We start from the raw sequence: 24,884 nt of genomic DNA, 5'->3' as shown, positions 1-24,884 counted from the left end.
CAGCTCGTGTCTCATTCCGACACTCCACCGGCAGTGAGGTTTGAAACAGCGGTGGGTGATCGTCTTTGAAAGAAAGTCTTTGGAATAATGATCACTTGGCGGGCGCCGCTGATCGCATTCCCGCGCCCCCGTGCGGGGAGGCGCTAGAGTGCCCGCCCGCGTGCGCTTTCCAACGTTCCTTCCGCTGATCCTCGTGCTGTGCACCTGTCAGAGGGCGGCGCCGCGCGACGCGCCTCCGCCAGGGGGGACCCGCACCCACCTGTGGGTGGACGCGGCGGAGTCCGGGCCCGGGCTCGGAGACGGCTCGCAGGCGAGGCCCCTGCGCTCGCTGGCCGAGGCGCTGGCCCGGCCCGGTCCGCTGACGGTGCACCTGGGGCCGGGGACGTACCCGGGGCCCTTCACCCTGCCCGAGGGCGTACGTCTGGAGGGGAACGGAGCGGACTCGGTGCTGGCCGTGGACGGGAAGGACGCTCCGGTGCTGCGGGCGGGCCGGGACGCGGAGCTGGTGAAGCTCGCGGTGCGCGGCGGAGGCTGGGGGCTGGAGGTGACGGGCGGCGGCCGGGTGCGGCTGGAGCGGGTGGACTTCACCGGCCAACGCACGGGCGCGGTGCGGGTCGAGGCCGGGCAACTGGTGGTGGAGTCCGGAACCTTCGTGGCCACCGTCGCCGAGACCACGGGAGTCCTGGTGGAAGGCGGGCCGCTGGAGCCTGAGTCCGGAGCATCGGGGGAGGGAGCATCGCCAGCGTCCGGGCCAGGGCCCACTGCGGCGGAGGGCGCACCGACAGCGTCAGCGCCCGGAGCCTCGGCGGAGGCAAAGGTGCCACCGGAGCCACGGGCGCTGCCCCGCCCCGAAGCGCCAGCGCGAGCACCCCAGGGTTCGGCGCTCCTTCCCGCCGTGGCGGAAGCGCGCATCACCCGCGGTACCTTCACCGGGCCCTACCGGCGCGCGGTGCGGATCCGGGGGACGCGAGCCCGCGTGGAGCTGGAGGACGTGCGCTTCTCCGGGCCGGTGTCCGCGCTAGGCGTGGACAGTGGGCACGCGGAGGTGCGGCGCGCGGTGGCGGAGGGGGGCACGGGCTCGGCCTTCTCCGTGGTGGACGGCACGCTGGTCCTCGAGGACGTGCGGGTGACGGGGCACGAGTACGGGCTCTCGGCCATGAACGCGCGGAGGCTCGACGTGCGGGGCTTCTTTTCGGAGGGCGCCCGGCGCGCGGGCCTGGGGGTGGTGCGCTCAACAGGGGTGCTCGAGGACGTGCGAGTGAAGGACAGCGGCGAGTTCGGGGGACTCCAGTTCGTGGGTGGCGACATGGAGGTGCGGCGCTTCGAGGTGAACGGCTCGGCCGAGTACGGGCTGTCGGCCCTGAGCGGGAAGCTGCGGCTGCGCCGCGGCTCCATCACCGGGGTGACCTCGGGAGACGGCGCTGCTGGGGATGGACTGCACCTGCGTCAGGTGGACGCGGACGTGGAGGCCGTGCGGGTGCGCGACGTGGCGGGAGCGTGCGTGTTGGCCGCGCAGGATGCCCGCGTGGTGCTGCGCGAGGCGGACCTGCGAGGCTGTCAGCGCGCGGGAGTGGCGGTGGACACGCTCGCGAAGCTGGAAGCCCCCAGTCTGGAAGTCCACAAGAGTGGAGTCGCCCTGTCCGCCATGGGAGGCGGAGAGCTACGGGTGGACGACCTCAGCGCGAGCGACCTTTCCGAGGGCCTCGCCTGGACTGAGTGCAAGGGCGCCACCCGAGTGCGCCTGGAGCACGTGCGCGCGGCGGACGTGCGCGGCCTGTCCGCCCCGTGTGTCGAGCGCCCCGCCAGCGAGTCCGGGGCTCCGCGCTGACGACTCAGGGAAGCGCCATGGGATGCCCGTGCCCGGGGGCGCGCATCCGTGGCCTCGGGCACGCTTGCGGCGGACTCGCGGAAAGGGTGGAGCGAGGCGTCACGCTCCAGTCTCTCACAGGGCCTCAGGCCGGAGGCGGCACGGACGCGGAGGGCAGGAGCGTGGCGTGTTGCTCCAGCCACTCCCGGATGACGGGGTAGACCTCCTGCGGCGCGCCGGTGCCGAAGACGAGGTCCCCGTGCCCGTAGTCCATCTTGTCGCCGTGGTCCCTGCCGAAGACATGCAGCGTGCGGTCTGGCGAGGTGGCGAGCGCGAACTGGGACTCCACGTTCTCCTGTGTGGCCAGCCGGTCCGAGCTGCCGCCCATGACGAGCAGGGGCAGCTGCAGCCGGGAGATTCCCGCGCGCCAGTCCGTGACGCGGTCGAACGAGCGGAACGCGTCGTGCTCAATCCAGTCCTGGAACTGGAGCAGCACCTTGCGGCTCATCGACGACATCATGTTCGCGTAGACCTGCCGCTGGATGCGCGGAGGGATGTGCTCGGGATTCACGAGCAAATCGGACAGGGGGAGGGTGACGTAGCCGAGGAAGGGCGCGAGGCTGGCGCTCATCCACTCCTGGCGGAAGCGCGCGGGCCACGCGGCGCGCACGCCCATGGCGATGAGCGAGCGCATCAGGGGCCCGGACTTGAAGTGCACGGGTGCTCCCAGGGTGAGCAGCCCGGCCAGCTTCGCGCCGTCAGCGCCCTGGGCCACCCCGTAGCCCACCAGCCCCCCCAGCGAGTGGCCGAGCCAGAAGGCCCGCTTCGCCCCTGTCTCCTTCAGCGCCAGCTCCAGCAGCGCCGGCCCGTCATGAAGGATGTGGTCGTCGATGGTGAAGTCCGTATAGCGTCGGCCCCTGGGCGGCTCCCGCGAGTGGCCGGTGCCACGCCACTCGACGCTGAAGCAGTCGAAGCCGGCCTCGGCCAGGTAGTGTGCTACCGAGTAGGGTGGCTCGAAGTCGAAGGTGTACCGGTTGGCCGCGAGCCCATGGCACAGCAGCACCGGCTCCTCGAAACGGCGCACCGGGGCCCGCCTCGCGTGGACGACCAGCTCCCAGCCGTCGTCGCATCGGGCGCGCAGGGCCTGGGGCAGCTCCGTCCGGGGGCGGTACCACCGCCGCACGGCTGCTACCCATACGACGTTCCACAGCACCAGGGCGAGCACGGCGACCAGCACCCACACGCCCCACCGCCAAGCATCCATTCCGCCTCCATAACGGACCCCAGGGCGACGTTGGCGCAAATAAAACCCTGCTAAGGTCCGTTCACCCGCCGTCCTGCCGCCGGAACTCACGGGCATCAGAGGAAGTCGAGGGAATGATGAAGCTGCGGAAACTGATGTTCGTGCTTCCGAACCTTTTCACCGTCACGTCCATCTTCTGTGGCTTCTACGCCATCACCCTCTGCTCGGGTGAGGCGGGTCCGGTGCAGTTCTACCAGGCGGCCCTGGCCATCTTCTTCGCCATGTTCTTCGACGGGTTCGACGGCCGGGTGGCCCGCCTGACGAAGACGCAGAGCGACTTCGGGGTGCAGCTCGACAGCCTGGCGGACGTCATCTCGTTCGGGGCCGCGCCGGGCCTCCTGGTCTACAAGTGGGCGCTCGCGCCCCTGGGCTTCGCGGGCCTGTTCATCTCCTTCGCGTTCGCCGCGTGCGGCGCGCTGCGGCTGGCGCGCTTCAACGTGCTGGCGGCGCGCAACCCGCACGGTGGTGGTGGCCGCTTCTTCGTGGGGCTGCCCATCCCGATTGCCGCCGGAATGCTGGTGTCGGTCATCATCTCCCACCACGCGGCGGCGGGGGGCGAGCCCCTGGCGGCCGCGGCGGCCGTGCCCATGGCGGTGGCCGTGGCGGCGCTGTCCCTGCTGATGGTGTCCACGGTGCGCTACCGCACCTTCAAGGACGCGCGGCCGAATCGGAAGAGCGCGCTGGCCTTCATGCTGATGGTGCTTGGCGGGGTGGTGATTGCCACGCAGTTCCATCCGGCCTGGGTGCTGGTGGCGTGCTGCGGGGCGTACCTGGCGCTCGGGCTGGTGGAGTCCGCGGTGCAGGTGCGCAGCCACCTGGTGGCTCGCAAGGTGGCCTCTGGCGCGGTGGCCGCGGTGGCTGTCGCCTCCGTCATCGACGACGAGGACGAAGAGGACGAGGACTCCGAGGCCGAGGCCGGCCCGGGCAACGACGGCCCCGCCTACCTGTAGGAACCCGGAGCGGCGGACGGCGCTCCTTCAGTCCGTGCCGCCGCCGCCCGCTGCCGCTAGGATGCGCGGCCCATGCGCGTCGAGCTGCTGTGCACCGGTGACGAGCTCGTCACCGGCCTCATCACGGACACCAACAGCACGTACCTGGAGGCCCGCCTCTTCGACCTGGGAGTGAAGGTCGAGCGCGTGGTGCTGGTCGGGGACGTGAAGCCGGACATCACCCATGCGCTGCTGGCCGCGGCCTCCCGCGCCGACGTGGTGGTGGTGTCCGGGGGGCTGGGCCCCACGTCGGACGACTTCACGCTCGAGTGCGCCGCCGCCGCCGCGGGTGTGCCGCTGGAGGAGGACGCCCGGGTGCTCGGCTGGCTGAAGGAGCGCTACGCCGAGAGGGGCATGTCGTCGCCCCTCAACGCCGGGCAGCTGCGCATGGCGCGCATCCCCCAGGGCTCCGAGCCGGTGCGCAACCCGGCGGGCTCCGCGCCCCTCGTCATCCTCACCCTGGGGCGCTGCCGGCTCTTCTTCCTCCCCGGCGTGCCGCGCGAGTTCAAGGCCCTGCTGGAAGGCGAGGTGCTGCCTCGCATCCGGACGTGGCTGGAGGCGGAGCCCGGCCGCACGAGCCGTGCCTTCCGCCTGCTGCGCACGGTGGGCCTGGGTGAGTCGACGCTGGACCTGCAGGTGATGCCCCTGGCGCCGAGCCACCCGCAGGTGGTGTTCGGCTTCCGCACGCACGCGCCGGAGAACCACCTGAAGCTGATGTCCGAGGCTCCCTCGCAGGCCCAGGCCGACGCCGCGCTCGCCGCCGCCGAGGCGGACTGTCGGCGGGTGCTGGGCGCTCACGTGTTCGGCGCCGACGCCGAGGAGTACGCCCCGGCGCTGCTGGGCCTGCTCGGAAGGGCAGGGGCCACGCTGGCGGCGGCGGAGAGCTGCACCGGGGGCCTCATCGCCCAGCAGCTCACGGCGGTGCCGGGCGCCAGCAGCGTCTTCATCGGAGGCGCGGTGGTGTACGCGGAGAAGATGAAGACCGCGTGGGTGGGAGTCCCTCCGGAGGTGCTGGAGCGCCACACCGCCGTGTCGCGTGAGACGGCCGTTGCCATGGCCGAGGGCGTGCGCGCCGCTTGCGGCACCACATATGGCCTGTCGGTGACGGGCTACGCCGGTCCGGGCGGTGGCACGCCGGAGGACCCGGTAGGCACCGTGTACTGCGCGCTGGCCGGCGCGGGGATGCCCACCCGCTGCGACCGCATCACCCTCTCCGGCGACCGCGACCGCGTGCGCCTGTTCGCCGCTTCCCACACCCTGGAAATGCTGCGGCGGCACCTGCTCGCCGCGCCCACCACCCCATGAGCCGCTCCAAGTCCAAGCGCCCCCGTCCGTCCTCCTCCGCGCCAGGAACGCCCGGCCGGTCCGGCACCACGGCATCGGCGCCCGCCGCCGGGGCCGACACGAGCGGCAAGGCCGCGCCGACGTCCGCCCCGGAGCAAGGCCACGCTCGCCTGGACGCACCCGCCTCGGGCGGCAAGGCTGCGCCGACGTCCGCCTCGGAGCAAGGCCACGCCGGCTCGGCCGCAACCGGCCCGGGTGGCCAGGCCGCACCGACGTTCGCCTCCGGGCCCGATGCCGCCGCCACGTCCTCCGCTTCCGAGCACGGCGGCTCCGACACGAGTGCCCCCGCCGCCGGGGCCGGTGGCTCCGCCGTACCGTCGCAAGGCGCCACCCCGTCTGGAGGGCTGCCGCTCAACATCCTGCGCGTGTGGCTGTCCGCCTACCGGGTGGAAGTGGTGCTGTTCCTCGTGGCCTTCGTGGTGCTGGCCAGCTTCAGCTCGCAGCGCTTCCTGCGCCAGAGCGCGGCGCCGCACTTCGTCTACCAGGCGCAGTCGTGGCTGGACGGCCGGCTGGACATCGACCCGCAGGTGTTGCCGAACCTGGAGGACTGGGCCTGCGTGCGGGTGGTGGGCGGCGAGAAGGTCCGCTGCGAGGGTCGGCCGCTCCCGAGCGACCGTTGGTTCGTGAGCTTCCCGTCCTTCCCCGCAGTGGTGATGCTGCCCTTCGTCGCGCTGCACGGCTACCAGTTCAACGACACCTCCTTCGGCGTCATCGTCGGCGCGCTGGCGGTGGCGCTCTTCTATTCGCTGCTGCGCTTCCTGGCGAAGGAGGGCGAGACGGCGCGCAACCGCGACGAGAACATCGCACTCGCGCTCATCCTCGCCTTCGGCACCCTGTTCTTCTACTGCGCCATTCGCGGCGAGGTCTGGTTCAGCGCCGAGGTCATGGGCGTGGCGTTCACCTGCCTCTATGCGCGCAACGCGGTGCGCGCCCACCGGCCGGTGCTCGCCGGCCTGTTCTTCTCCATGGCTACGCTCACTCGCGCGCCGCTGCTCTTCACCGGCCTGTTCTTCGTCCTGGAGGCGCTGTGCCCCGGGCCGGAGTCCCGCCTGGCGCAGCTCAAGGCGCTGGGCCGGGACTGGAAGCCCGCGGCGCGGAAGGTGGGCCTGTTCGCGCTGGGAGCCGCGCCCCTCGGGCTGCTCGCGGCGGCGTACAACGTCTACCGCTTCGGTCGTCCCGGTGAGTTCGGCCATGGCTTCCTCTTCAACAACCGCGTCAACACGGACATCGACCGCTGGGGCCTGTTCAACTGGGAATACCTGTCGCGCAACCTGGAGGCCGCCTTCTTCAAGCTGCCGCGGCTGTCGCTGGAGCCGCTGAAGCTTTCCTATGACCCGCATGGGCTGTCGCTGCTGCTGACGCTGCCGCTGCTCGTCTTCCTGCTCGTCCCGAAGACGCGTCCGCGCCTGCACTGGCCGCTATGGCTCACCGTGGCCGTGTGTGCGCTGCCGGGCCTGCTGTACCAGAACACCGGCTACATGCAGTTCGGCTTCCGCTTCAGCCTCGACTACACGCCCTATCTCCTCCTGCTCTTCGCCGTGGGGGGTTGGTCCCTGCGCCACCGCGCGGTGCTGGCCGCGGTGGCGCTTGGCGTGCTGGTGAACTTCTGGGGTGCCGTGGCCTTCCGCGGCTACACGGAGCTTGTCCGGAACTGGTAGGCGCCTGGGGTCCACGGGCTTGAATCCTCAGCGCCCCGCGCGCACATAAGAGAGGCCATGCAACCTCCCACCGGACAGCCCCCTCCCGGCAAGCGCTGGCATACCCGCGAGGACAGCGGCATCCGACTCGATGCCACCCTGCGCTGGTGGCACGACGACGAGCCCATCCAGCACCCGAAAATCATCGAGCTCTTCAACAGCTCGCTGGTGCTGGACGACGCTGGCCGCTACCAGCTCCGCATCGGCAATGACTGGTGCTACGTCCAGGTGGAGGGAGCCGCCTACGAGGTGCGCACGGTGGACGTCACCCCGGACGAGCGGGTCTCCATCCGGCTGAGTGACCGCACCGCCGAGGCGCTGGACATCTCCTCGCTGCACGTGGAGCCGGACGGTGTCCTGTCCTGCCGCGTGAAGCATGGCCGGGCCGGGGCGCGCTTCTCGCGTGATGCCCAGTACCAGCTTGGCCAGCTCCTGGAGGAGGGGCCCGACGGGGGCCTCCTCTTGTGCGCCGGTCAGAATCGGCTCCCCCTCCCCGTGTCCCTGGACGCGCTACCCGTGTCCGCCTAGGCCGCCGCTTCCGAGGGGGCGGGAGGGCAGGGGAGGGCCACCGTGCCCGTGAGCTCCTTCCCCAGCGCTTCCAGGACGTCGGGGTGCTCACGCAGCCACTCCGCCGCGCGCTCGCGGCCCTGTCCGATGCGCTCGCCGCGCAGGCTGAAGTGGCTGCCCGACTTGTCGATGAGGCCCATGGCCACGCCCAGGTCGAGCACCTCGCCCACGCGGTGGATGCCGCTGCCGTACAGCAGGTCGAACTCGGCCTCCTGGAAGGGCGGTGCCATCTTGTTCTTCACCACCTTCACCCGCGACCGCGAGCCCACCACTGCGTCCCCCTCCTTGAGGTTGCCCGTGCGGCGGATCTCCAGTCGCACCGAGGAGTAGAACTTCAGCGCGTTGCCGCCCGTCGTCGTCTCCGGGTTGCCGAACATCACGCCAATCTTCATGCGAATCTGGTTGATGAAGATGATGCACGTGCCCGAGCGGCTCACCGCCCCGGTGAGCTTGCGCAGCGCCTGGCTCATCAGCCGTGCCTGCACGCCCATGTGCGCGTCGCCCATCTCCCCCTCGATTTCGGCCCTCGGCACCAGCGCCGCCACCGAGTCCACCACGATGAGGTCCACCGCCCCCGAGCGCACCAACTGCTCGGTGATTTCCAGCGCCTGCTCACCGGTGTCGGGCTGGGACACCAGCAGCTCCTCCACCTTCACACCCAGCTTGCGCGCATAGGACACGTCCAGCGCGTGCTCCGCGTCGATGAAGGCCGCCACGCCGCCCGCGGACTGCACCTGCGCAATCGCGTGCAGCGTCAACGTCGTCTTGCCTGAGGACTCGTTGCCGAAGACCTCCACCACGCGCCCGCGCGGGTAGCCGCCCACGCCGAGCGCCCGGTCCACGCCCACCGAGCCCGAGGGGATGACCGCCACCTTCTGCTCCTGGGCATCTCCCCCGAGCGTCATCACCGAGCCCCGGCCGAACTGCTTCTCGATTGCCGCCACCGCCGCCGCCACCGCCTTCAGCTTCTCCGTGAGCTTGCTCATCGCGTCTTCGGCTCCCTCGCCGCCCTGCCTGTGAGTGGGTGCTGCGCCACGACGTGCCGGGCGCATCGGACGGGCAGGTGAGCAACGGCCGTGCCGGGACGTGCTCCCTCGGAGAGGCGGGAACGGAGGCGTCCACGAGCGTGGCCCCGCGTCTCGCGCGGTGGAGGGTGGTGCGGACCAGGCTCAGCCCGGTGAGGGGCATCCAGAACACGCTCCACACCATCAGGAAGACGACCTGGAGCACGGTCAGCTGCGGGTACAGGCGCAACATGAGCAGCGGCGGGTGTCGGCCACTGTACGGTGCGGTGCGTTGTCATCCATTCTTCTAGGTGATGCCAGGGGAGGGCTCGCCCGGCCGCTCGCAAGTTGGCGCTTCGCGTTGAACTTGAGAGGGCTCGATATGAACTTCCTTCGCGTGAGCCCGAAACCGAAACGCGAAGACCTGCCCCATGTGGTCATCCTCGGCGGAGGTTTTGCTGGCCTCTACGCCGCCAGGCACCTGTACAAGTCGCCGGTGCGTGTCACCTTGGTGGACCGCCACAACCACCACCTCTTCCAGCCGCTGCTGTACCAGGTGGCCACGGCAACGCTCAGTCCGAGCGAGGTCGCGGCGCCCCTACGCGGGCTGCTGGGCCCCCACAACGTGGGCGTGGTGCTGGCGGACGTGACGGGTGTGGACACGGCTGGAAAGCGCGTGCTGCTGGCGGATGGCGAGCTGAACTACGACTACCTCGTCATCGCCACCGGCGCGACGCACTCGTACTTCGGCAATGACCAGTGGGCGCAGTTCGCTCCGGGGCTGAAGTCCATCGAGGACGCGGTGGAGATTCGCCGCCGCGTCTTGATGGCCTTCGAGCTGGCCGAGCGTGAGCCGGACCCGGACATCCGCCGCGCGCTGCTCAACTTCGTCATCATCGGAGCGGGCCCCACGGGCGTGGAACTGGCGGGCGCCCTGGCGGAAATCAGCCGCCACTCCCTGCCCGGTGACTTCCAGAACATCGACCCCCGAGACGCGCGCATCATCCTCATCGAGGGGGTGAATACCGTGCTGCCCGTCTACCCCGAGGACCTGTCCCTCAAGGCCCGCCGCACGCTGGAGAAGCTGGGCGTCGAGGTCCGCACGGGCGCCCGCGTCACCAACATCAACGAGACGGGGGTCTTCATCGGCGAGGAGCACATCCCCGCGCGCACGGTGTTGTGGGCGGCGGGCGTGGCCGCGTCCCCGGTGGCGCGCACACTGGGCGTGGAGCTGGACCGCGCCGGGCGCGTCCTGGTGACGCCCGAGCTGACGGTGCCCGGGCACGACGACATCTTCGTCGTCGGGGACCTGGCCTCCGTGAAGGGCGATGATGGACATCCCGTTCCCGGCGTGGCGCCCGCGGCGATGCAGATGGGCAAGCAGGCGGCCCACAACATCCGCCACCGGTTGGCCGGCAAGGCCATGGTGCCCTTCAAGTACTGGGACCGCGGCTCGTATGCGGTGATTGGCCGTGGACACGCGGTGGGCATCGCCTTCCGTCGCTTCAAGCAGTCGGGCTTCCTCGCCTGGGCGGCCTGGCTCCTCATCCACATCACCTTCCTCATCGGCTTCCGCAGCCGGCTGGCGGTGCTGCTCGACTGGGCCTACTCGTACCTGACGTTCGCCAAGTCGGCCCGCATCATCACCGGCCCCACGCCCCGGCTGGATGCGCCGTCCGCGCGCCCGCGGCTTCCAGATGGGGGCACGCAGTCGGCGGAGCTCGAGGCCGCCGCCCGGGCCAGGGTCGCCCGGCCCGAGCCCACCACGCCCGTGACGCACTGACGTCCCGGCGGGTCTTCAGCAATCCTCGCGAGGACTCGCCGGCCCGGAGGGCAGGGCGCGCGCGGCGTGGGTCTCCTGCTGAGAGGGGAGGGGGCCCTGCGTGCTGTCGCGCAGCCAGGTCTCACGGTCCAGCATCCGGCAGTCGATGGCGAGCTGGATGTCCACGTCCTCGATGCGCGCGTGCTCCTCCAGGTCCGCGCGGGTGAGGGCGACCTTGAGGATGCGGTCATGGGCACGCGCGGACAGCGCATACTTGCGCACCGCCCGCTCCAGCATGTTCTCGGCGCGGGGGCTCAGGACACAGTGGCGGCGCAGCAGGTGGGGCGGGAGCTGCGCGTTGCAGTGCACGCCCGGCTCGGAGCGGAAGCGTGCCCGCTGTCGCTCGCGCGCGGCCTCCGCCCGCTCGCGGTAGTAGCGACTCGGCGGCTCGTTCGAGTCCGGCTGTGCCAGGTACTGGTACTCCACGGGACGTGTCTGCAGGGTCATGTCGATGCGGTCCAGCAGGGGCCCGCTCACCCGCGTGTGGTACTCGAAGCGCCGGTAGGGGGCACAGGTGCAGCTGCGGCTCGGGACGCCCCAGTAGCCGCACGGGCACGGGTTCATCGCCGCCACCAGCATCACCCGGCACGGGTAGGTGATGTGCTGGTTGGCCCGCGCCAGGTGGATGACGCCTTCCTCCAGGGGCTGGCGCAGCACCTCCAGCACGTTCTTCCGGAACTCCGGCAGCTCGTCGAGGAAGAGCACCCCGTTGTGCGCCAGGGACAGCTCCCCGGGGCGCGCCGCCAGTCCTCCGCCCACCAGCCCCGCGTCCGAGAGGGTGTGGTGCGGCGCCCGGAAGGGCCGCTCGCGCACCAGCGCGTGCCCCTCTCCCAGCAGGCCCAGCACCGAGTGCACCTTCGTCACCTCCAGGGCCTCGGTGAAGGTCATCTCCGGGAGGATGCCGGGCAGCCGCCGCGCCAGCATGGTCTTCCCGGAGCCTGGCGGTCCGCACATCAAGACGTTGTGGCCGCCAGCGGCCGCCATCTCCAGGGCCACCTTCAACTCCGGCTGGCCCCGCACGTCCGCCATGTCCGGCGCCGAGCGGCCCTGCCCGGACCTCTCCGCGTCACCCTCGCGGACATGGGGCGCCACCAGCCGGGCCCCCGTCAGGTGGTCCACCGCCTCGCGCAGGTGGGCCACCGGCAGCACCCGCAGCCCCTCCACGAGCGCCGCCTCGTCCGCGTTGGCGGCCGGCACCATGACGCCGTCGTAGCCCCCGTTGCGCGCCGCCACGGCCAGCGGCAGCACCCCCTTGATGGGCCGGACGGAGCCGTCCAGGGACAGCTCCCCACCGAAGAGCAGGCGCGCCAGGGGCGCTTCCTCCAGCTGCTTCGCCGCCACCAGCACGCCCAGGGCGATGGGGAGCTCGAAGGCCGCTCCCTCCTTCTTGAGGTCCGCCGGAGCCAGATTCACCGTGATTCGCTTCTGCGGCAGCTCGAAGCCCGAGTTCTTCAGCGCGGAGATGACCCGCACCTTGGACTCCTTCACCGCCCCCTCCGCCTGCCCCACCACATTGAAGTAGGGCAGGCCCAGGGCCATGTCGACCTCGCACTCCACCACCACCGCGTCGATGCCCATCAACGCCCCCGACCTCACCCTCGCCAGCATGTCCGTCCTCCCGAAGCCGCTCCCCGCCTCCTTCAGCAATGGCCGTACCGCCGCCCACCCGAGGCGTCGGACGCCCCGGCCCAATCCCACGCGGTGGATGCCCGTCCCGTCGCCGGGAGCACTGATTCCAGGTGCACCGGATTAGTGAACCGTGCTCTAGCCAGGGCTGGATGAGTCCGGTACCTTGCCGCCTACGTGGGGAACGCAATGGGGGCACAGGGCACAGTGGGCACCGAGACTCGTCAACGTCGTCCGGTCCGTATCCGTCGAGCGGACATGAAGCGCGGCCAGCGCATGAAGCTGGCCTTCGGGATGTTCCGCTTCTGCCTCTACGGAATGCTGGGGCTCAGCTCCGAAATCTTCTTCTACAACCTGGTGCGGGTGGCCCGGCACGTGCCCGTGCTGGAGGCGCTCTTCCGGTTCCAGTGGCGCGTGGACGACAGGCTGGGGCTCAACGCCATCTGGGACACCCCCATCGTCACCGCCTACGGCCAGTGCTCGCTGTGGATGTTCCTCATCTATGGCGTGGCGTGCTTCTGGTTCGTGGAGCCGCTCTACCGGTGGATGCTGTACCAGCACACCGGCCTGCGCGCCGCCATCTACGGCATCGTCATCCTGCTCTTCGAGGGCTTCACCGGCGTCCTGCTCGAGCGGCTCACCGGCTACCGCATCTGGTACTACGGGGACGCGGGCGCCATCCTCTGGGAGATGACGTCGCTCTACATCCTCCCCATCTGGATGGTGACGGGGCTCATCGCCGAGTTCATCTACAGGGAGATGATGGACCCGGACCTCCTGGCCGCCTTGGAGTCGCCGCTGCCCGCCACGCCCGAGGAGACCGAGGCCTCCCTCCAGTTGATGCGGTAGGTGCAGGCGTGGCCGTCGTAGCCGGACATCTCGATGACGATGTCCTGCGCTCCGGCCACCCGCAGCCCGGCGTGGATGATGCCCGCGGTGAAGTCGGGGAAGACTCCCACCTCGTTCATCCACAGCTCGAACTGCGCGGGTCCCAGCTCCTTCAGCCGGGACTCGGTGTAGTTGTTGCCGGCGCGGAAGTTCTGCGTGGCGCGCATCAGCGCCCGACGGGGGCCCAGCACGCGCAGCAGTGACAGCACGGCGCGCCCCAGCATCGTCTCGCGGAAGCCTTCGATGTAGGCCTCGCCCAGCTTCCAGGTGCCCTGCGGCAGCGGCTCCCCGGGAAAGAGCTCCTCCGAGGTGATGCGGAGGAACGTCATCCACGACTCGAAGGGGTAGGCGGGCCGGAGCTTCTGGTCCACGTCGAGGCCCGCCTGCCGCAGTCGTGCCTTGCACTCGGGCGTCAGTCGTCCGCTCAGCGCGCGGAGGAACAGAGCTTCGATGGTCTGCTCAAAGATGAGAAGCTCGTCGGCCATGAGTCGTGGACTCTAGCCGACGAGCTTCTCGAAGTGAACCGCGACTCCAACCCGGCGCGTAGGCTGCTGGGAGGAGGCTCTCAGGGAGCGGGCGCTGGGGCCGGCGGTGCGGTGCCGGTGTCGACCTCGGTGCCCTGGATGACCGCGTTCGGCGGCAGCTCGGTGGCCATGCCGAGCACCTTCGCCCCGGCGGCCTTCGCGCCATCCAGCGCGACGATGAGGCGACCGTAGTTGGTGGCGTCATCCGCCATGAAGAAGACGATCTTCTCGTCCGGCTTCTTGGCCGCCAGCATGCGCTTGAGGCGGTTGACGTAGTCGGCGGGCTGAATCTTCTCCGTGTTGATGGAGTAGCCGCCGTCCTTGTCCAACTGCACCACCAGCTGCTGGTCGTTCGGATCCGGAGGCTGCGGCTCCTCCTCGACCTCCGTGTCGGGGACACGCACCAGGATGTCCTTCTCCAGGAGCGGCGTCACCACCATGAAGATGATGAGGAGCACGAGCACCACGTCCACCAGGGGCGTGACGTTGATCTCGGAGTTCGGCGGAGTCGCGGGCTTGACCCACTGCCGCTGCTTGCGTCCCGACATTACTTCTTCTCCTCTACGCCGAGCGCGATCTGCTTCGCCTTGGACTTGCGGGCCACGTCCAGCACCTTGCGCACGTCGCCGACGTTGAGCGTGTTGTCACCCTTGAGCAGGATCTTCTTGCCCGGGTCCTTCGCCAGCTCCTCAGACAGCTTCGCCTGGAGTGCCGCGTCGTCCACCATGTCATTCTCCACGAACACCTTCTTGTCCGGGGTGATGGAGAGGACGATGGGGTCTGCGTCTTTGCCCCCCTCCTTCTCGATTTCGGTGGCCTTCGGCAGCTCCACGGACTTGCCGCGCTGGAGCATGGGGGTGACGACCATGAAGATGATGAGGAGCACCAGCACCACGTCCACCAGGGGCGTGACGTTGATGTCGCTCTTGATGCCCCCCTTGGGGCCTGCTGACATACCCATGCGTGTACCTGCTTCCTGATGGAGGAGCCCGCCCCCGCGCGGCGGCTCCGGCCCCTCACTCAGGGGCTGGAGCGGTACCTACGCGAAGGGCGGGCCTCGGGTCGTCCCTGGGCTCGCCCGTGAAGGCTCAGGCCGCGTGCGAGGAGTGCGCGCCGCCGCCATGGTGGCGGGCCACGACGTCCAGGAACTCGTTGGAGGACTCGGAGATGTCCACCGAACGGGCGTCCACCCAGCCCTGCAGGAAGTTGTAGGCCATCACCGCGGGGATGGCCACCAGCAGGCCGAAGGCCGTGGTGATGAGCGCCTCGGCGATACCGGCGGAGATGGTGCCCAGACCGCCGGAGCCGGCGGCCGCCATGAGCTGGAAGGCGTTGACGATACCCATCGTCGTGCCGAGCAGACCCACGAAGGGCGCCGTGGAGCCGACCGTGGCCAGCAGGCCCAGGCCGCGCTTCATGCTCTGCACCTCACGCTGCGCCTGGCGCTCGAGCGCACGGGCCACGGACTCCACCGCCACGTCCTTGTTGTTGGGGCTGATGCGGAACGCCGTCAGGCCCGAGTTGATCACCCGGCCCAGGTGACCCACGTCCTTGCCCAGGTTCGTGTTGGCGGCCGCGTTCAGGTCGCCCTTGGCCAGGATGGCCCCCATCTTCGCGGCGAAGTTGCGGCTGTCGGAGCGGGTCTTGCGGAAGACGAGCATCCGCTCCGCCATCACGACCAGCGACGCCACCGACATGATGGCCAGGGTAAAGATGATGCAACGAGCAAAGAGGCCCGTGTGCGCCCAGATGTCTGCGAGAGTGAATTGCATGGTTAGGTTGAGCGCTCCTCCTCACGAGCGCGGGGTAGTCTGCGGTGCTTCGGTACGGCGTGCCGGGTCAGCGCGGCAGCTTGAAGTTCAGCGTGAAGGTGTAGTCCACCTGCACCGGACGACCCTGGAAGGTGACCGGCTTGTAACGTGACGACGTCAGGGCGTCCAGGACGGCCCGCTCCATGTGGGGCAGGGGCTTGATGATCCGGCAGCGCTCCACCCGACCTTCCACCGTGACGATGCACTTGACGATCATGGTGCCCGCCACGCGGGCCTCCAGCGCCTCGCGCGTATACTCTGGCGTGGGGCCCGAAAGCTTCTCCGGGCGCGTCATACCCGCGCCGAAGGGCAGCACGTCCGTGCCCGTACCACCCAGCTGACCCCCCACCACACCACCAATCACACCACCCACCACGCCGCCCACCACACCGCCGGCGACGCCACCCTCCACGCCACCCTCGACCTCCTCCTCGCTGGCCTCCTCCTGGGGCTCCTCGGTCGGCTCCGCCTCTGGAGGAACCTCTTTGGGGACCTCCTTCGGCTGGACGATCTGATCCGGCTTCTTGGGCTTCTTCTTCTCCGTCTTGGGCTTGGAGGAAGACGCCGGAGGCGGCGGGGGAGGGGGAGGAGGCGGCGGGGCCATGGAGGCCTTCAGCGTGACCTCGATCTCCTTCTCCTCGACGGGAGGCGGCCGTGTCGACAGCCAGAGCGCGAGGCCGAAGAGCCCTACATGGAGGATGACCGAGATGGTGGCCCCGATGCCGAATCTCGGCTTGGGCCCCTGACCCCGGTCAAGGACTGAATCGAACATGAAATAGACTCCTCTTCACCAGTGGACACCGGCCACGCCCTGCCGGATGAAAGGGCGCGTCACCATACAGAAACGAGGTCCGGGTTCAAGCAGGCGTGTCGAAGGCGAACTGACGTGATCGCGCAATTGCCCCACTGGTCACCAAAAAGCAACGGTCTATTGACAACTGCCCGACCTCGGATATTTTCCCGAGTCATTTTCGGTTGCAACCCGCCTTGGAGGGGTATGGTATGCACTTGAACCGAGTGCTCCGGGAAACCGGAGTTGTCCTGGCCGCAGGTCTGCTTTATGGATCGGCGGCTTTCGCGCAGTCGAGCACGATGATCGGTACGATCATCGACGCTCAGAGCCGGCAGCCTGTTCCTGACGTCGTTGTTACCGCGACCTCGCCCAACCTTCAGGGTGAGCAGACCGTGGTGAGTGACGCGCAGGGCAACTACCGTATTCCCCAGCTGCCGCCGGGTGTGTACACCCTGCGGTTCGAGAAGGAGCAGTTCAAGCCGTACGCCCGGTCCGACGTCCAGCTGCGCCTCAACCGCACCATCCGCGTGAACGTGGAGCTGCTCCCCGAGTCGCTCGGTGAGGTGGTGGAGATCGTCGGCGCCCCGCCGACCATCGACGTGGGCTCCACGACCACGGGCGTCAACGTGGATCAGGAGTTCATCAAGCGCATCGCGGTGGCCCGTCCGGGTGGAAAGGGCGGCGCTGCCCGCTCCTTCGAGTCCCTGGCCGAGCTGGCGCCTGGCGCCCAGACGGACAACTACGGCGTGTCCATCAACGGCGCGACCTCGCCTGAGAACGGCTACGTGGTGGACGGTCTGTCCACGAACGACCCGGCCTACGGCGTGAACGCCAGCCCGCTGAGCATCGAGTTCGTGCAGGACGTGAACATCATCACCGGCGGTTACATGCCGGAGTTCGGTCGCTCCACGGGCGGTGTGATCAACGCGGTGACCCGCTCGGGCTCGAACGAGTTCCACGGCTCCGTGTTCGCCAACTGGACGCCTGGCACGCTCGAGGGGACGCGCGAGCAGGTTCGTGACTCGGGTACGGTCATCTCTGGCCTGAACGAGCTGCAGAACCTCGGCGACTTCGGCGCCACGCTCGGTGGTCCCATCCTCAAGGACAAGCTGTGGTTCTTCGCCGGCTTCGCGCCGTCGTTCACCCGCTACCAGCACACCCGCACGCTCAACACGCTGGCCATCAACACCACGACGGGAGAGGCCCAGCTGGACGAGAACGGGCTCGTCGTCACCAACGCCATCCCGGGTTCGGATCGCCAGTACTACGCTGACTCGCGCAGCGTCCAGTACATGGGCAAGCTGACGTACCTCATCAACCAGGACCACAACGTGTCGTTCGCCCTGAACGGCACCCCGTCCTCGACGGGTGGTCTGGGCAAGCTGACGTTGGATCCCCGCACCGGCCTGCTCCCGGGCGCCCTCGCGGCGCGTCCTGGAGACTTCGGCCTCACGGAGAACAACTCCAGCACCACGTCGCTCGGCCTGAAGTACGCCGGTGCGTTCATGGACAAGAAGGTCCTGGTCGACGCCAACCTCGGTTGGTTCCACCAGACCGCGTCCACCCTCCCGGGTGACGGCAGCAAGCTGGGCACGTCCAACGGCCTGGCTGGCTACTCGCGCATGAACTACCTCAATCCTCGTTCGCTGACGACGTTCGAGAACCTGCCCGAGGGACAGCAGGGCGCGTGCGACCCCGTCATGACCGACGTCGGCCTGGTGGATCCGTGCCCGGTCACCGGCTACGCGGTGGGCGGCCCCGGCTTCATCAGCGACGCGAAGCTGGACCGCTACCAGATCAACGCGAAGGCCACCTACCTGCTGAACGCCCTCGGCACCCACGTGCTGAAGGCTGGCGTGGACACCGAGTTCCTGGTGTACGACCAGACCAAGGCGTACGGCGGCGGCGTGTTCTACCAGGAGTCGATTGGCTACGACGGCGTCACGCCGGCCATCAGCGACTTCCGTCGCTACGGCTACCAGACGTCTCCTGACACGCCGATCACCCAGCTGACCCAGCAGGCCAAGTCTACCGGCACCACGGTGGGCGGCTTCCTGCAGGACTCCTGGTCCATCGCCAACCGCGTCACGCTGAACCTCGGCGTGCGCTACGACGTGCAGGCGATGTACGGCGGTGACGGCGAGCTGGCCCTCATCCTGGGCAACCAGTGGTCGCCCCGCGTCGGCGCCATCCTTGACCCGTTCGCCAACGGCCGTGCCAAGTTCTTCGTGAACTTCGCCCGGTACTACGAGGCCGTTCCCCTCAACCTGCTCGACCGCGCCTTCCCGGGTGAGCGCCGCTACAGCGCGCGCCGTCGCCTGGTGGAGCCGGGTGAGGCCGGTGGTTGCGATCCGTCCAGCCGTGACAGCCAGACGACCGCGTGCCAGGCGTCCGAGAACGTGCTGGTCAACCCGGAGAGCAGCCGCAACCCGAACCGCCTGTACACCGGCGGCAAGGTGGAGAACGAGCCGGTGGACCCGGACATCAAGCCGCAGTCCTCCGACGAACTCGTCGTGGGCGCGGAGTACGAGGTCCTGGCCAACACCCGCGTGGGCGCCAGCTACACCCACCGCTCCATGGGCTCGGTCATCGAGGACATGAGCCGCGACGACGGCAACTCGTACTTCCTCGGCAACCCGGGCTCGGGCTTCGCCAAGGAGTTCCCGAAGCCGGAGCGTGACTACGACGCCGTCACCGTCTACCTGAACCGCACCTTCGCGGACGGGTGGCTCGCCCAGGCCAACTACACCTGGTCGCGTCTGTACGGTAACTACCCCGGTCTGTTCCGCCCGGAGACGGCGCAGCTCGACCCGAACATCCTCTCGGACTTCGACCTCATCGAGCTCCTGGAGAACCGCACGGGCCTGCTGCCCTTCGACCGCACGCACTCCGTCAAGGTGTTCGGCGCGAAGGAGTTCAACGTCACGAGCGAGCTGTCGGCCAGCATCGGTCTGTCCTACCGCGGCAGCTCCGGTACGCCGATCAACTACTTCGGCGCGCACGATGCCTACGGCACGGATGAGTCCTTCGTCCTGCCCCGTGGCACGGGTGGTCGCACCCCTTGGATCAACACCATCGACTCCAACGTGGGCGTGAACTACCGCGTCAGCAAGGACAGCGTCATCTCCTTCACCCTGGACGTGTTCAACCTGTTCAACTTCCAGGGCGTCGACCAGGTGGACCAGACGTACACCACCCTGAACGTGCAGCCGCTCGCCGGTGGCAAGCCCAGCGACGTCCAGAACCCGATCGGCGTGCTGGACTGGCAGGAGGGCTCGGAGCGTGAGGACGACCCGACCACCCCGACGGTCGACGAGTCGCAGTTCGGCTCGGTGGCCGGCGACGTCAACAGGAACTTCAAGAACCCCAGCCGTTACCAGCCGCCGCGTCAGGTGCGGTTCGGTATCCGGTACACGTTCTAATCTCCAGGCCATCCACGGAATCTCAAGGACATGACCAAGAACATCCTGAAGACTGCGCTGGTGGTGCTCGGCGCGGGCAGCCTGATGACGGGCTGCGACTTCGAGCAGCCTGAGGCCCCCTGCTTCGTGCAGGACGCCACCAACTGGTACGCGAAGTACGACGTCGTCCAGGAGCCGCGCCTGGCGGACGGTACTGCCTGCACGTTCTCGCCTGGCATCGGCGAGCGCCTGGGCGTGTACAAGTTCGTCGACCCGGACAACCGGGCGGAGCCCCTCATCACCATCCGTCCCACGGGCCTCACGGCCCTGGCCGGCCGTGACTCGGGTGACCCCGCGCGCCAGACGGCCCTCGGCCGCCTGTCGGCGGAGCCGGACGCGGAAGAGTTCTGCTCCGGCACGGGCTTCTCCGTGGCGACGGTTGACGCGGCGGCCACCGCCACCGCGGCGGCCACCTCGGTGACCTACGAGTTCAGCAACGTGCGGGTGTACTCGGCGCCTTCCGCTCCGGGTACGCAGCTCACGGGCGAGCTCAAGTACACCCGCGACGGCTGCACCTCGACGTACGTCATCCGCGCGCTGTGGCCCGCCGAGGGCTGCATCATGGGCGCGGACCGGGGCAGCGACCCGGCCAACGCCTGCGGCAACGGCTCGGGTCTCAACCCGGACTTCGACGCCACGTGCGTTGCCATCGCGAACTGCGGCTCGCTGAACCCGGATCACGACGGGTGCTGCGTTCCGGCGAAGCCCATCCCCTCGTTCGTCGCGAGCGAGGACTAGTCCCTAGCTGAGCCGTGCCACCCCACTCGGGTGGCCAACGCGGCCCCGGCAGCCCTCCCCCATGGGAGTGGCCACCGGGGCCGCGGTGTTTACAAGGCTGTACCTGTCTGGAGGCGCATTGGAGGGCCGTTACTCACTCATCGAACACGTCAGCTCACTGCTGGCGGACGAGCAGGGCACGCTCTACAAGGCGGCGCCCTACCGGGTGGCCCTCTGCTATCCGAGCCCCTACCACGTGGGCATGAGCTCGCTTGGCTTCCAGGCCATCTACCGGGAGGTGCATGAGCATCCCGGGGCCACGGCGGAGCGGGTCTTCCTCCCGGATGACGTGGAGGCCTTCAAGAAGACGCGCACGCCGCTCTTCACCTGGGAGTCGCGCAACGCCGTCTCCAGCTTCGACATGCTGGCCTTCTCGGTGGCCTACGAACTGGAGCTGACGGGCCTCTTCTCCCTGCTGGAGCTGGCGGGGCTTCCCCTGCTGGCGGAGGAGCGCCGGGACGGTGGCTACCCGCTGGTGGTGGCCGGAGGCCCGCTGACGTTCTCCAATCCGGATCCGCTGGAGCCCTTCGTGGACGTGCTCGTCCAGGGAGAGGCCGAGGACCTCATCCACGTCCTGGTGGACGCGGCGTCTTCCATCGACGACCGCGAGTCCCTGCTGGCCCACCTGGCGCGCATCCCTGGCCTGCGGGTGCCGGGGCGGGGCGGCACGCGGTACCACGTCGCCAAGGCGACGGACGCCCGGCTGCCGGCCCGCTCGCAGATTGTCACGCCGCACACCGAGCTGCGCTCCATGTTCCTCATCGAGCCGGAGCGGGGCTGCTCGCGGGGCTGCCACTACTGCGTCATGCGGCGGACCACCAACGGGGGCATGCGGACGGTGCCGCCGGAGCGGGTGCTGTCGCTCATCCCCGAGACGGCGAAGCGGGTGGGACTGGTGGGCGCCGCGGTGACGGACCACCCCCGCATCGTCGAATTGCTGCGCACCATCGTCGACTCGGGCCGCGAGGTGGGCGTGTCCTCGCTGAGGGCGGATCGGCTGACGCAGGAGCTGGTGGATCAGCTGCGCCGGGGCGGGGCCACCAACCTGACGGTGGCGGCGGACGGGGCCTCGCAGCGGATGCGAGACCTGGTGGACCGCAAGCACTCGGAGGAGCAGATCATCCGGGCCGCCACTTTCGCCCGGACGGCGGGGATGCGGCAGCTCAAGGTCTACAACGTGGTGGGCCTGCCCTTCGAGGGCGACGAGGACATCGACGAGCTGATCCGCTTCACCAGCGAGCTGTCGCGCATCCTCCCGGTGGCGCTGGGCGTGGCCCCCTTCGTGGCCAAGCGGAACACGCCCCTGGACGGGGCGCCCTTCGCCGGCATCCGCGAGGTGGAGGGGCGGCTGGAGCGGCTGCGCAAGGGCCTGCGGGGCCGGGCCGAGGTTCGGCCCACGTCCGCGCGCTGGGCCTGGGTGGAGTACATGTTGGCCCAGTGCGGCCCGGAAGGCGGGCTGGCGGCCATGGACGCGTGGCGTGCCGGGGGCAGCTTCGCGGCCTGGAAGCGCGCCTTCGAGGCCCGGGGCTGCGAGCCCTACATGGCCCGCAGGGTGGCGGACGGGCGGCGCAACCCCGTGCTGTGGCCCACCGTGCCGAAGGTGGCGCCTCCGGAAGTCTCCCCCCCGGCGTCCGCCGCCTGACGGGGAATGCGATGTGGCGGTGCACGGCCGCCCCCGCTTCCGCTAGAAGACCACTGGCGCCGATAGCCGGCGTCTAGGGCAGCGGAGAACCGTGTGAGCGCGCAGCGTGTGGACAAGGCGTGGCAGCAGAAAGGCCTGAAGGAGTATTCGACGGAGGCCCTGCTGGGGACGCTCGGCCACTACGGGCTTCCCGTGGCCGAGGAGGACTTCCGCAAGCTGGCGGAGACGTCCTTCCCGCTGGGAATCGCCCAGGAGTGGAGGCCGAAGTGGAAGGGCACCGGGCCCTTCAAGGACTTCGTCGACGCGGCGGCCGTGGAGCTGTGGAGCCGCTGGCTGCCGGACCGGGTGGCGCCGATGGAGCTGGCCGACACGCTGACGTCCCTCATGCACGCGTGCGAGCTGCTGCTGGACGGCAAGCAGGACGCGCCGGTGACGGCGGCCTTCGAGAAGATGAATGCCCTGCGCTCGCGCATGCCGCTGGATGAGCGGGGCGCCCCGCAGGAGCGCTTCATGCGCGAGGCGCTCGCTCCCTTCACGGAGAAGCAGGCGGAGGTCTTCGACAGCCTCGCCGAGGCGATGGCGTCCCGGGGCCACGCGGCCCACGCGGAGGCCTTCGCCGACGTGGAGGAGTTCCTGCTGCCGGACCGCAAGGGCATCTCCCGCGCCATGGTCCGCGCCGCTCGCGGCGAGCTGGACGCCGCCACGGACGACCTGGCGAAGCTGACCGAGGACACGTCGCGCTCGCCGATTGCCCGCCTGCTCGCCGTGGACGGCCTCATCCACGTGAAGGCCCACGGCCGGGCGGCCGCGGCGGCCCGCACCCTGCTGGAGTCGGCGGAGCAGGGCGGAGACCTGCACCTCGCGCTGGACCTCGTCCCGCGCCTGGAGCACATCTACAAGGCGCAGAACGACCGCGTGCAGCTGCTGGACCTGATGCGCATCTCCGAGCGCCTCGAGGCGGCCCACGACAAGATTCACCCGGGCCACCGGCGGCACCGTCACGGGCCCTGAGGCGGTGTCCGGACTCCGGCGCGGTGGGCGGGCCTGACGAGGGCCCACCTTCCGCGCCCTGTCAGCCCAGCCCGTCCGGGCCGCCGGCCTCGTCCTTGGGGGCGGAGGCGAGCATGGGAGGCACCTCCACGCCGGGGGCGCCTTCCTCCTTCGCGGCGTCGGCCGTGCGCTTCAGCGGCACGCGGAGCACGCCGGGAACACCCTCGGACACGTCCCTCACCGGCACCACCGCGCCCACCGTGGTGTAGCGGATGGCGCCCGTCTGCGTGAAGGCGTGCTTGAGCGTGTACTCCTTCGCGCGGGGGAGGAACCACTCGCGCGCGGCGCGCATGGGCAGCACGTGCAGCTCGCCCTGCGACAGGAAGACGTACACCAGCAGGTCCGCGCCGCTGTAGAGGAAGCAGCCCGGGGTGTCCTTCTCCAGGTTGGACACCAGCTCGAAGAAGTAGCGGCGGCGGGTGGCGTTGCGGTCACCCTTCACTTCGATTCCGCGCACCTCTCCCGAGGGCAGCTCCCAGAGGAGGTCCACGCCGCGGTGCTGGAAGCGCGGGTCAGCCTGCACGTCGTGCACGCGTGAGTCAGGCTCCGTTTCCAGCAGCCACGCGCGGGCGTGCTGGACGGCGCGGTCCGCCGCGCCCTGCACGCCCCTCATGCTGAAGCTTCGCGCCATGGTGTCGGTTCAGCGGCGCAGCTCGACGCCCGTCGCCACCAGCTGTACCTCGCGGGGCTTGCCGTCCGCGCCGCGCGGGACGATGGCGCCCTCGGACTCGTAGTGCTGGGCGCGGCTGTCGCTCAGCTCGGCGAGCTTCAGCACGCCCTCCACGCGCGCCTGGGAGCCGGCCGAGTCCAGCGGCACGAAGAAGCCGTAGTCCTTGAACGTCACCCGGACGCCGGGGCTCTTGTCCTTGGTGTCGGTCGCCAGCTCCATCCAGCAGCCCTTGCGCTCGCACGCCTTGCGGACCGTGCCCTCGACCAGCACCGTCTTGCCGTCGTGCGCCTGGGGCTTCGCCAGCACGTCCGCGAGCTTCACCGCCTTGGCGCCCTTGAGGGGCTCGCCCCGGGTGAGCTTCCAGCCATCCTGGGCCGGAGCGGCGGCGGGCGCGGCGGCGGCAGGCGCGGCGGCCGTCTCCGCCTTGGCGGCGGGAGCCTCGGCCTTGGCGGCCTGCGGGGCGGCGGGGTGGTGACAGTCACCCTCGGCGGCCTTGGTGGCCTTGGCGGGCGTCTTGTCACCCGCGAGCGCGACCAGGGGAACGGCGACCAGCAGCATCAGGGACGTGCGGAGCGAGTTCATGACCCGTACGCTTAGCCAGAAGTCATTGCCCCGGCAAGCTGGCGCTCGTACTACAGTCGTCCTGTCCCACCCCACTTGGTGAGGCGTGCATGAAAGTCCTCATCCCTCCTCGCAACCGTCGCTTCAGCACCGTGGATGCCCTGGGCCTCGCCGGCATCCTGGGCCTGCTGGTGGCCCGCTACATCCCCGTGGCCCGCATCATCCCGTTCTGGGGCTGTGTGCTGCGCGAGCAGACGGGCTGGCCCTGCCTCGGCTGTGGGCTGACGCGGGTGGCGGACCGGGTGTCCCACCTCAACTTCGCCGGAGCCTGGGACGCCAACCCGCTGGGGACGGTGGCCGCCTTCGTCTTCGCCCTGCTGGCGGTGGTGGCCGTGCTGCACCTGGTCTTCGCCATGCCCATCCCGGAGGTCCAGTTCTCCCCCCGGGAGTGGGCCGTGCTGCAGGTGGCGCTGCCCATCCTCATCGTCGTCAACTACGCCTGGGTGGTGGTGAAGACGCGCTTCCCCCACCTGCTGCTGTAGCCTGTA

Annotated in this window: 22 protein-coding genes; 12 read left to right on the top strand and 10 right to left on the bottom strand. The window is 69.7% G+C overall.

The window, feature by feature from the left end; genetic code table 11:
• The first annotated feature begins 160 nt into the window (after positions 1 to 160).
• On the top strand, positions 161 to 1,828 hold the full coding sequence (locus tag G4D85_RS02265) for a right-handed parallel beta-helix repeat-containing protein (protein ID WP_240359030.1): 1,668 nt from the start codon (positions 161 to 163) through the stop codon (positions 1,826 to 1,828).
• Positions 1,829 to 1,952: 124 nt separating this feature from the next.
• Here the strand turns inward: G4D85_RS02265 and G4D85_RS02260 are convergent, their stop codons facing one another.
• On the bottom strand, positions 1,953 to 3,071 hold the full coding sequence (locus tag G4D85_RS02260) for an alpha/beta fold hydrolase (protein WP_164007406.1): 1,119 nt from the start codon (positions 3,069 to 3,071) through the stop codon (positions 1,953 to 1,955).
• Between the two features lie 113 nt (positions 3,072 to 3,184).
• Between G4D85_RS02260 and pssA the strand changes: the two genes are divergently transcribed.
• From pssA to G4D85_RS02240, 4 genes are all read left to right on the top strand, one after another.
• Complete coding sequence (gene pssA, locus G4D85_RS02255; protein ID WP_164007404.1) at positions 3,185 to 4,060, top strand: CDP-diacylglycerol--serine O-phosphatidyltransferase; 876 nt, start codon at positions 3,185 to 3,187, stop codon at positions 4,058 to 4,060.
• A gap of 72 nt (positions 4,061 to 4,132) precedes the next feature.
• Positions 4,133 to 5,404, top strand: a complete 1,272-nt coding sequence (locus tag G4D85_RS02250) for a CinA family nicotinamide mononucleotide deamidase-related protein (protein ID WP_164007402.1) — start codon at positions 4,133 to 4,135, stop codon at positions 5,402 to 5,404.
• On the top strand, positions 5,401 to 7,101 hold the full coding sequence (locus G4D85_RS02245; protein WP_240359029.1) for a hypothetical protein: 1,701 nt from the start codon (positions 5,401 to 5,403) through the stop codon (positions 7,099 to 7,101). Before G4D85_RS02250 ends, G4D85_RS02245 begins: the two co-directional genes overlap by 4 nt.
• 57 nt (positions 7,102 to 7,158) lie before the next feature.
• Positions 7,159 to 7,668 carry a DUF1285 domain-containing protein gene (locus G4D85_RS02240; protein WP_205525384.1) on the top strand — a complete coding sequence of 170 codons (510 nt, stop codon included), beginning with the start codon at positions 7,159 to 7,161 and terminating at the stop codon, positions 7,666 to 7,668.
• Here the strand turns inward: G4D85_RS02240 and recA are convergent.
• Complete coding sequence (gene recA / locus G4D85_RS02235; protein ID WP_164007400.1) at positions 7,665 to 8,693, bottom strand: recombinase RecA; 1,029 nt, start codon at positions 8,691 to 8,693, stop codon at positions 7,665 to 7,667. The two genes, G4D85_RS02240 and recA, sit on opposite strands and share 4 nt — an antisense overlap.
• Before the next feature lie 400 nt (positions 8,694 to 9,093).
• Here recA and G4D85_RS02230 point away from each other — a divergent pair, with 400 nt between their 5' ends.
• Positions 9,094 to 10,494: an NAD(P)/FAD-dependent oxidoreductase gene (locus G4D85_RS02230; RefSeq protein WP_205525383.1), complete on the top strand. Its 1,401-nt coding sequence runs from the start codon at positions 9,094 to 9,096 to the stop codon at positions 10,492 to 10,494.
• A 15-nt stretch (positions 10,495 to 10,509) separates the two neighbouring features.
• Here G4D85_RS02230 and G4D85_RS02225 read toward each other — a convergent pair whose 3' ends face one another.
• A complete protein-coding gene (locus G4D85_RS02225) occupies positions 10,510 to 12,141 on the bottom strand; it encodes a YifB family Mg chelatase-like AAA ATPase (RefSeq protein WP_164007398.1) in 1,632 nt (543 codons plus the stop codon).
• 195 nt (positions 12,142 to 12,336) lie between these two features.
• Between G4D85_RS02225 and G4D85_RS02220 the strand changes: the two genes are divergently transcribed.
• Positions 12,337 to 13,008, top strand: a complete 672-nt coding sequence (locus G4D85_RS02220) for a hypothetical protein (protein ID WP_164007396.1) — start codon at positions 12,337 to 12,339, stop codon at positions 13,006 to 13,008.
• Here G4D85_RS02220 and G4D85_RS02215 read toward each other — a convergent pair.
• From G4D85_RS02215 to G4D85_RS02195, 5 genes are all read right to left on the bottom strand, one after another.
• Complete coding sequence (locus G4D85_RS02215) at positions 12,909 to 13,532, bottom strand: DUF2378 family protein (protein WP_164007394.1); 624 nt, start codon at positions 13,530 to 13,532, stop codon at positions 12,909 to 12,911. The genes G4D85_RS02220 and G4D85_RS02215 overlap by 100 nt on opposite strands.
• An 80-nt stretch (positions 13,533 to 13,612) precedes the next feature.
• Complete coding sequence (locus tag G4D85_RS02210; RefSeq protein WP_164007393.1) at positions 13,613 to 14,119, bottom strand: ExbD/TolR family protein; 507 nt, start codon at positions 14,117 to 14,119, stop codon at positions 13,613 to 13,615.
• A complete protein-coding gene (locus G4D85_RS02205) occupies positions 14,119 to 14,532 on the bottom strand; it encodes an ExbD/TolR family protein (protein WP_164007390.1) in 414 nt (137 codons plus the stop codon). Before G4D85_RS02205 ends, G4D85_RS02210 begins: the two co-directional genes overlap by 1 nt.
• A gap of 127 nt (positions 14,533 to 14,659) precedes the next feature.
• A complete protein-coding gene (locus G4D85_RS02200; protein WP_164007388.1) occupies positions 14,660 to 15,343 on the bottom strand; it encodes a MotA/TolQ/ExbB proton channel family protein in 684 nt (227 codons plus the stop codon).
• Between the two features lie 67 nt (positions 15,344 to 15,410).
• Positions 15,411 to 16,154: an energy transducer TonB gene (locus tag G4D85_RS02195; RefSeq protein WP_164007386.1), complete on the bottom strand. Its 744-nt coding sequence runs from the start codon at positions 16,152 to 16,154 to the stop codon at positions 15,411 to 15,413.
• Between the two features lie 230 nt (positions 16,155 to 16,384).
• On the opposite strand from G4D85_RS02195, the gene G4D85_RS02190 reads away from it, so the two are divergent.
• The 4 genes from G4D85_RS02190 (at position 16,385) to G4D85_RS02175 (ending at position 23,066) form a co-directional block, all read left to right on the top strand.
• On the top strand, positions 16,385 to 19,597 hold the full coding sequence (locus G4D85_RS02190) for a TonB-dependent receptor (RefSeq protein WP_164007384.1): 3,213 nt from the start codon (positions 16,385 to 16,387) through the stop codon (positions 19,595 to 19,597).
• 30 nt (positions 19,598 to 19,627) lie between these two features.
• Complete coding sequence (locus G4D85_RS02185; protein WP_164007382.1) at positions 19,628 to 20,374, top strand: hypothetical protein; 747 nt, start codon at positions 19,628 to 19,630, stop codon at positions 20,372 to 20,374.
• A gap of 118 nt (positions 20,375 to 20,492) precedes the next feature.
• The gene (locus G4D85_RS02180; RefSeq protein ID WP_164009038.1) at positions 20,493 to 22,055 is read left to right on the top strand and encodes a radical SAM protein; all 1,563 of its coding nucleotides are present in this window, start codon (positions 20,493 to 20,495) and stop codon (positions 22,053 to 22,055) included.
• Positions 22,056 to 22,148: 93 nt separating this feature from the next.
• Entirely contained in the window at positions 22,149 to 23,066 is a 918-nt protein-coding gene (locus G4D85_RS02175; RefSeq protein ID WP_205525381.1) for a hypothetical protein, read from the top strand.
• Positions 23,067 to 23,127: 61 nt separating this feature from the next.
• Here G4D85_RS02175 and G4D85_RS02170 read toward each other — a convergent pair whose 3' ends face one another.
• Positions 23,128 to 23,736, bottom strand: coding sequence for a hypothetical protein (locus tag G4D85_RS02170; RefSeq protein ID WP_240359027.1), 609 nt, complete (start codon positions 23,734 to 23,736; stop codon positions 23,128 to 23,130).
• Between the two features lie 9 nt (positions 23,737 to 23,745).
• On the bottom strand, positions 23,746 to 24,357 hold the full coding sequence (locus tag G4D85_RS02165; protein WP_164007379.1) for a DUF4920 domain-containing protein: 612 nt from the start codon (positions 24,355 to 24,357) through the stop codon (positions 23,746 to 23,748).
• 89 nt (positions 24,358 to 24,446) lie between these two features.
• Between G4D85_RS02165 and G4D85_RS02160 the strand changes: the two genes are divergently transcribed.
• A complete protein-coding gene (locus tag G4D85_RS02160; RefSeq protein ID WP_164007377.1) occupies positions 24,447 to 24,878 on the top strand; it encodes a DUF2752 domain-containing protein in 432 nt (143 codons plus the stop codon).
• The last annotated feature ends 6 nt before the right edge of the window (positions 24,879 to 24,884 follow it).

This window comes from Pyxidicoccus trucidator (assembly GCF_010894435.1).
In the GTDB taxonomy this organism is placed as follows: Bacteria; Myxococcota; Myxococcia; order Myxococcales; family Myxococcaceae; genus Myxococcus; species Myxococcus trucidator.
This window is presented reverse-complemented; position numbering and strand designations above follow the sequence as displayed.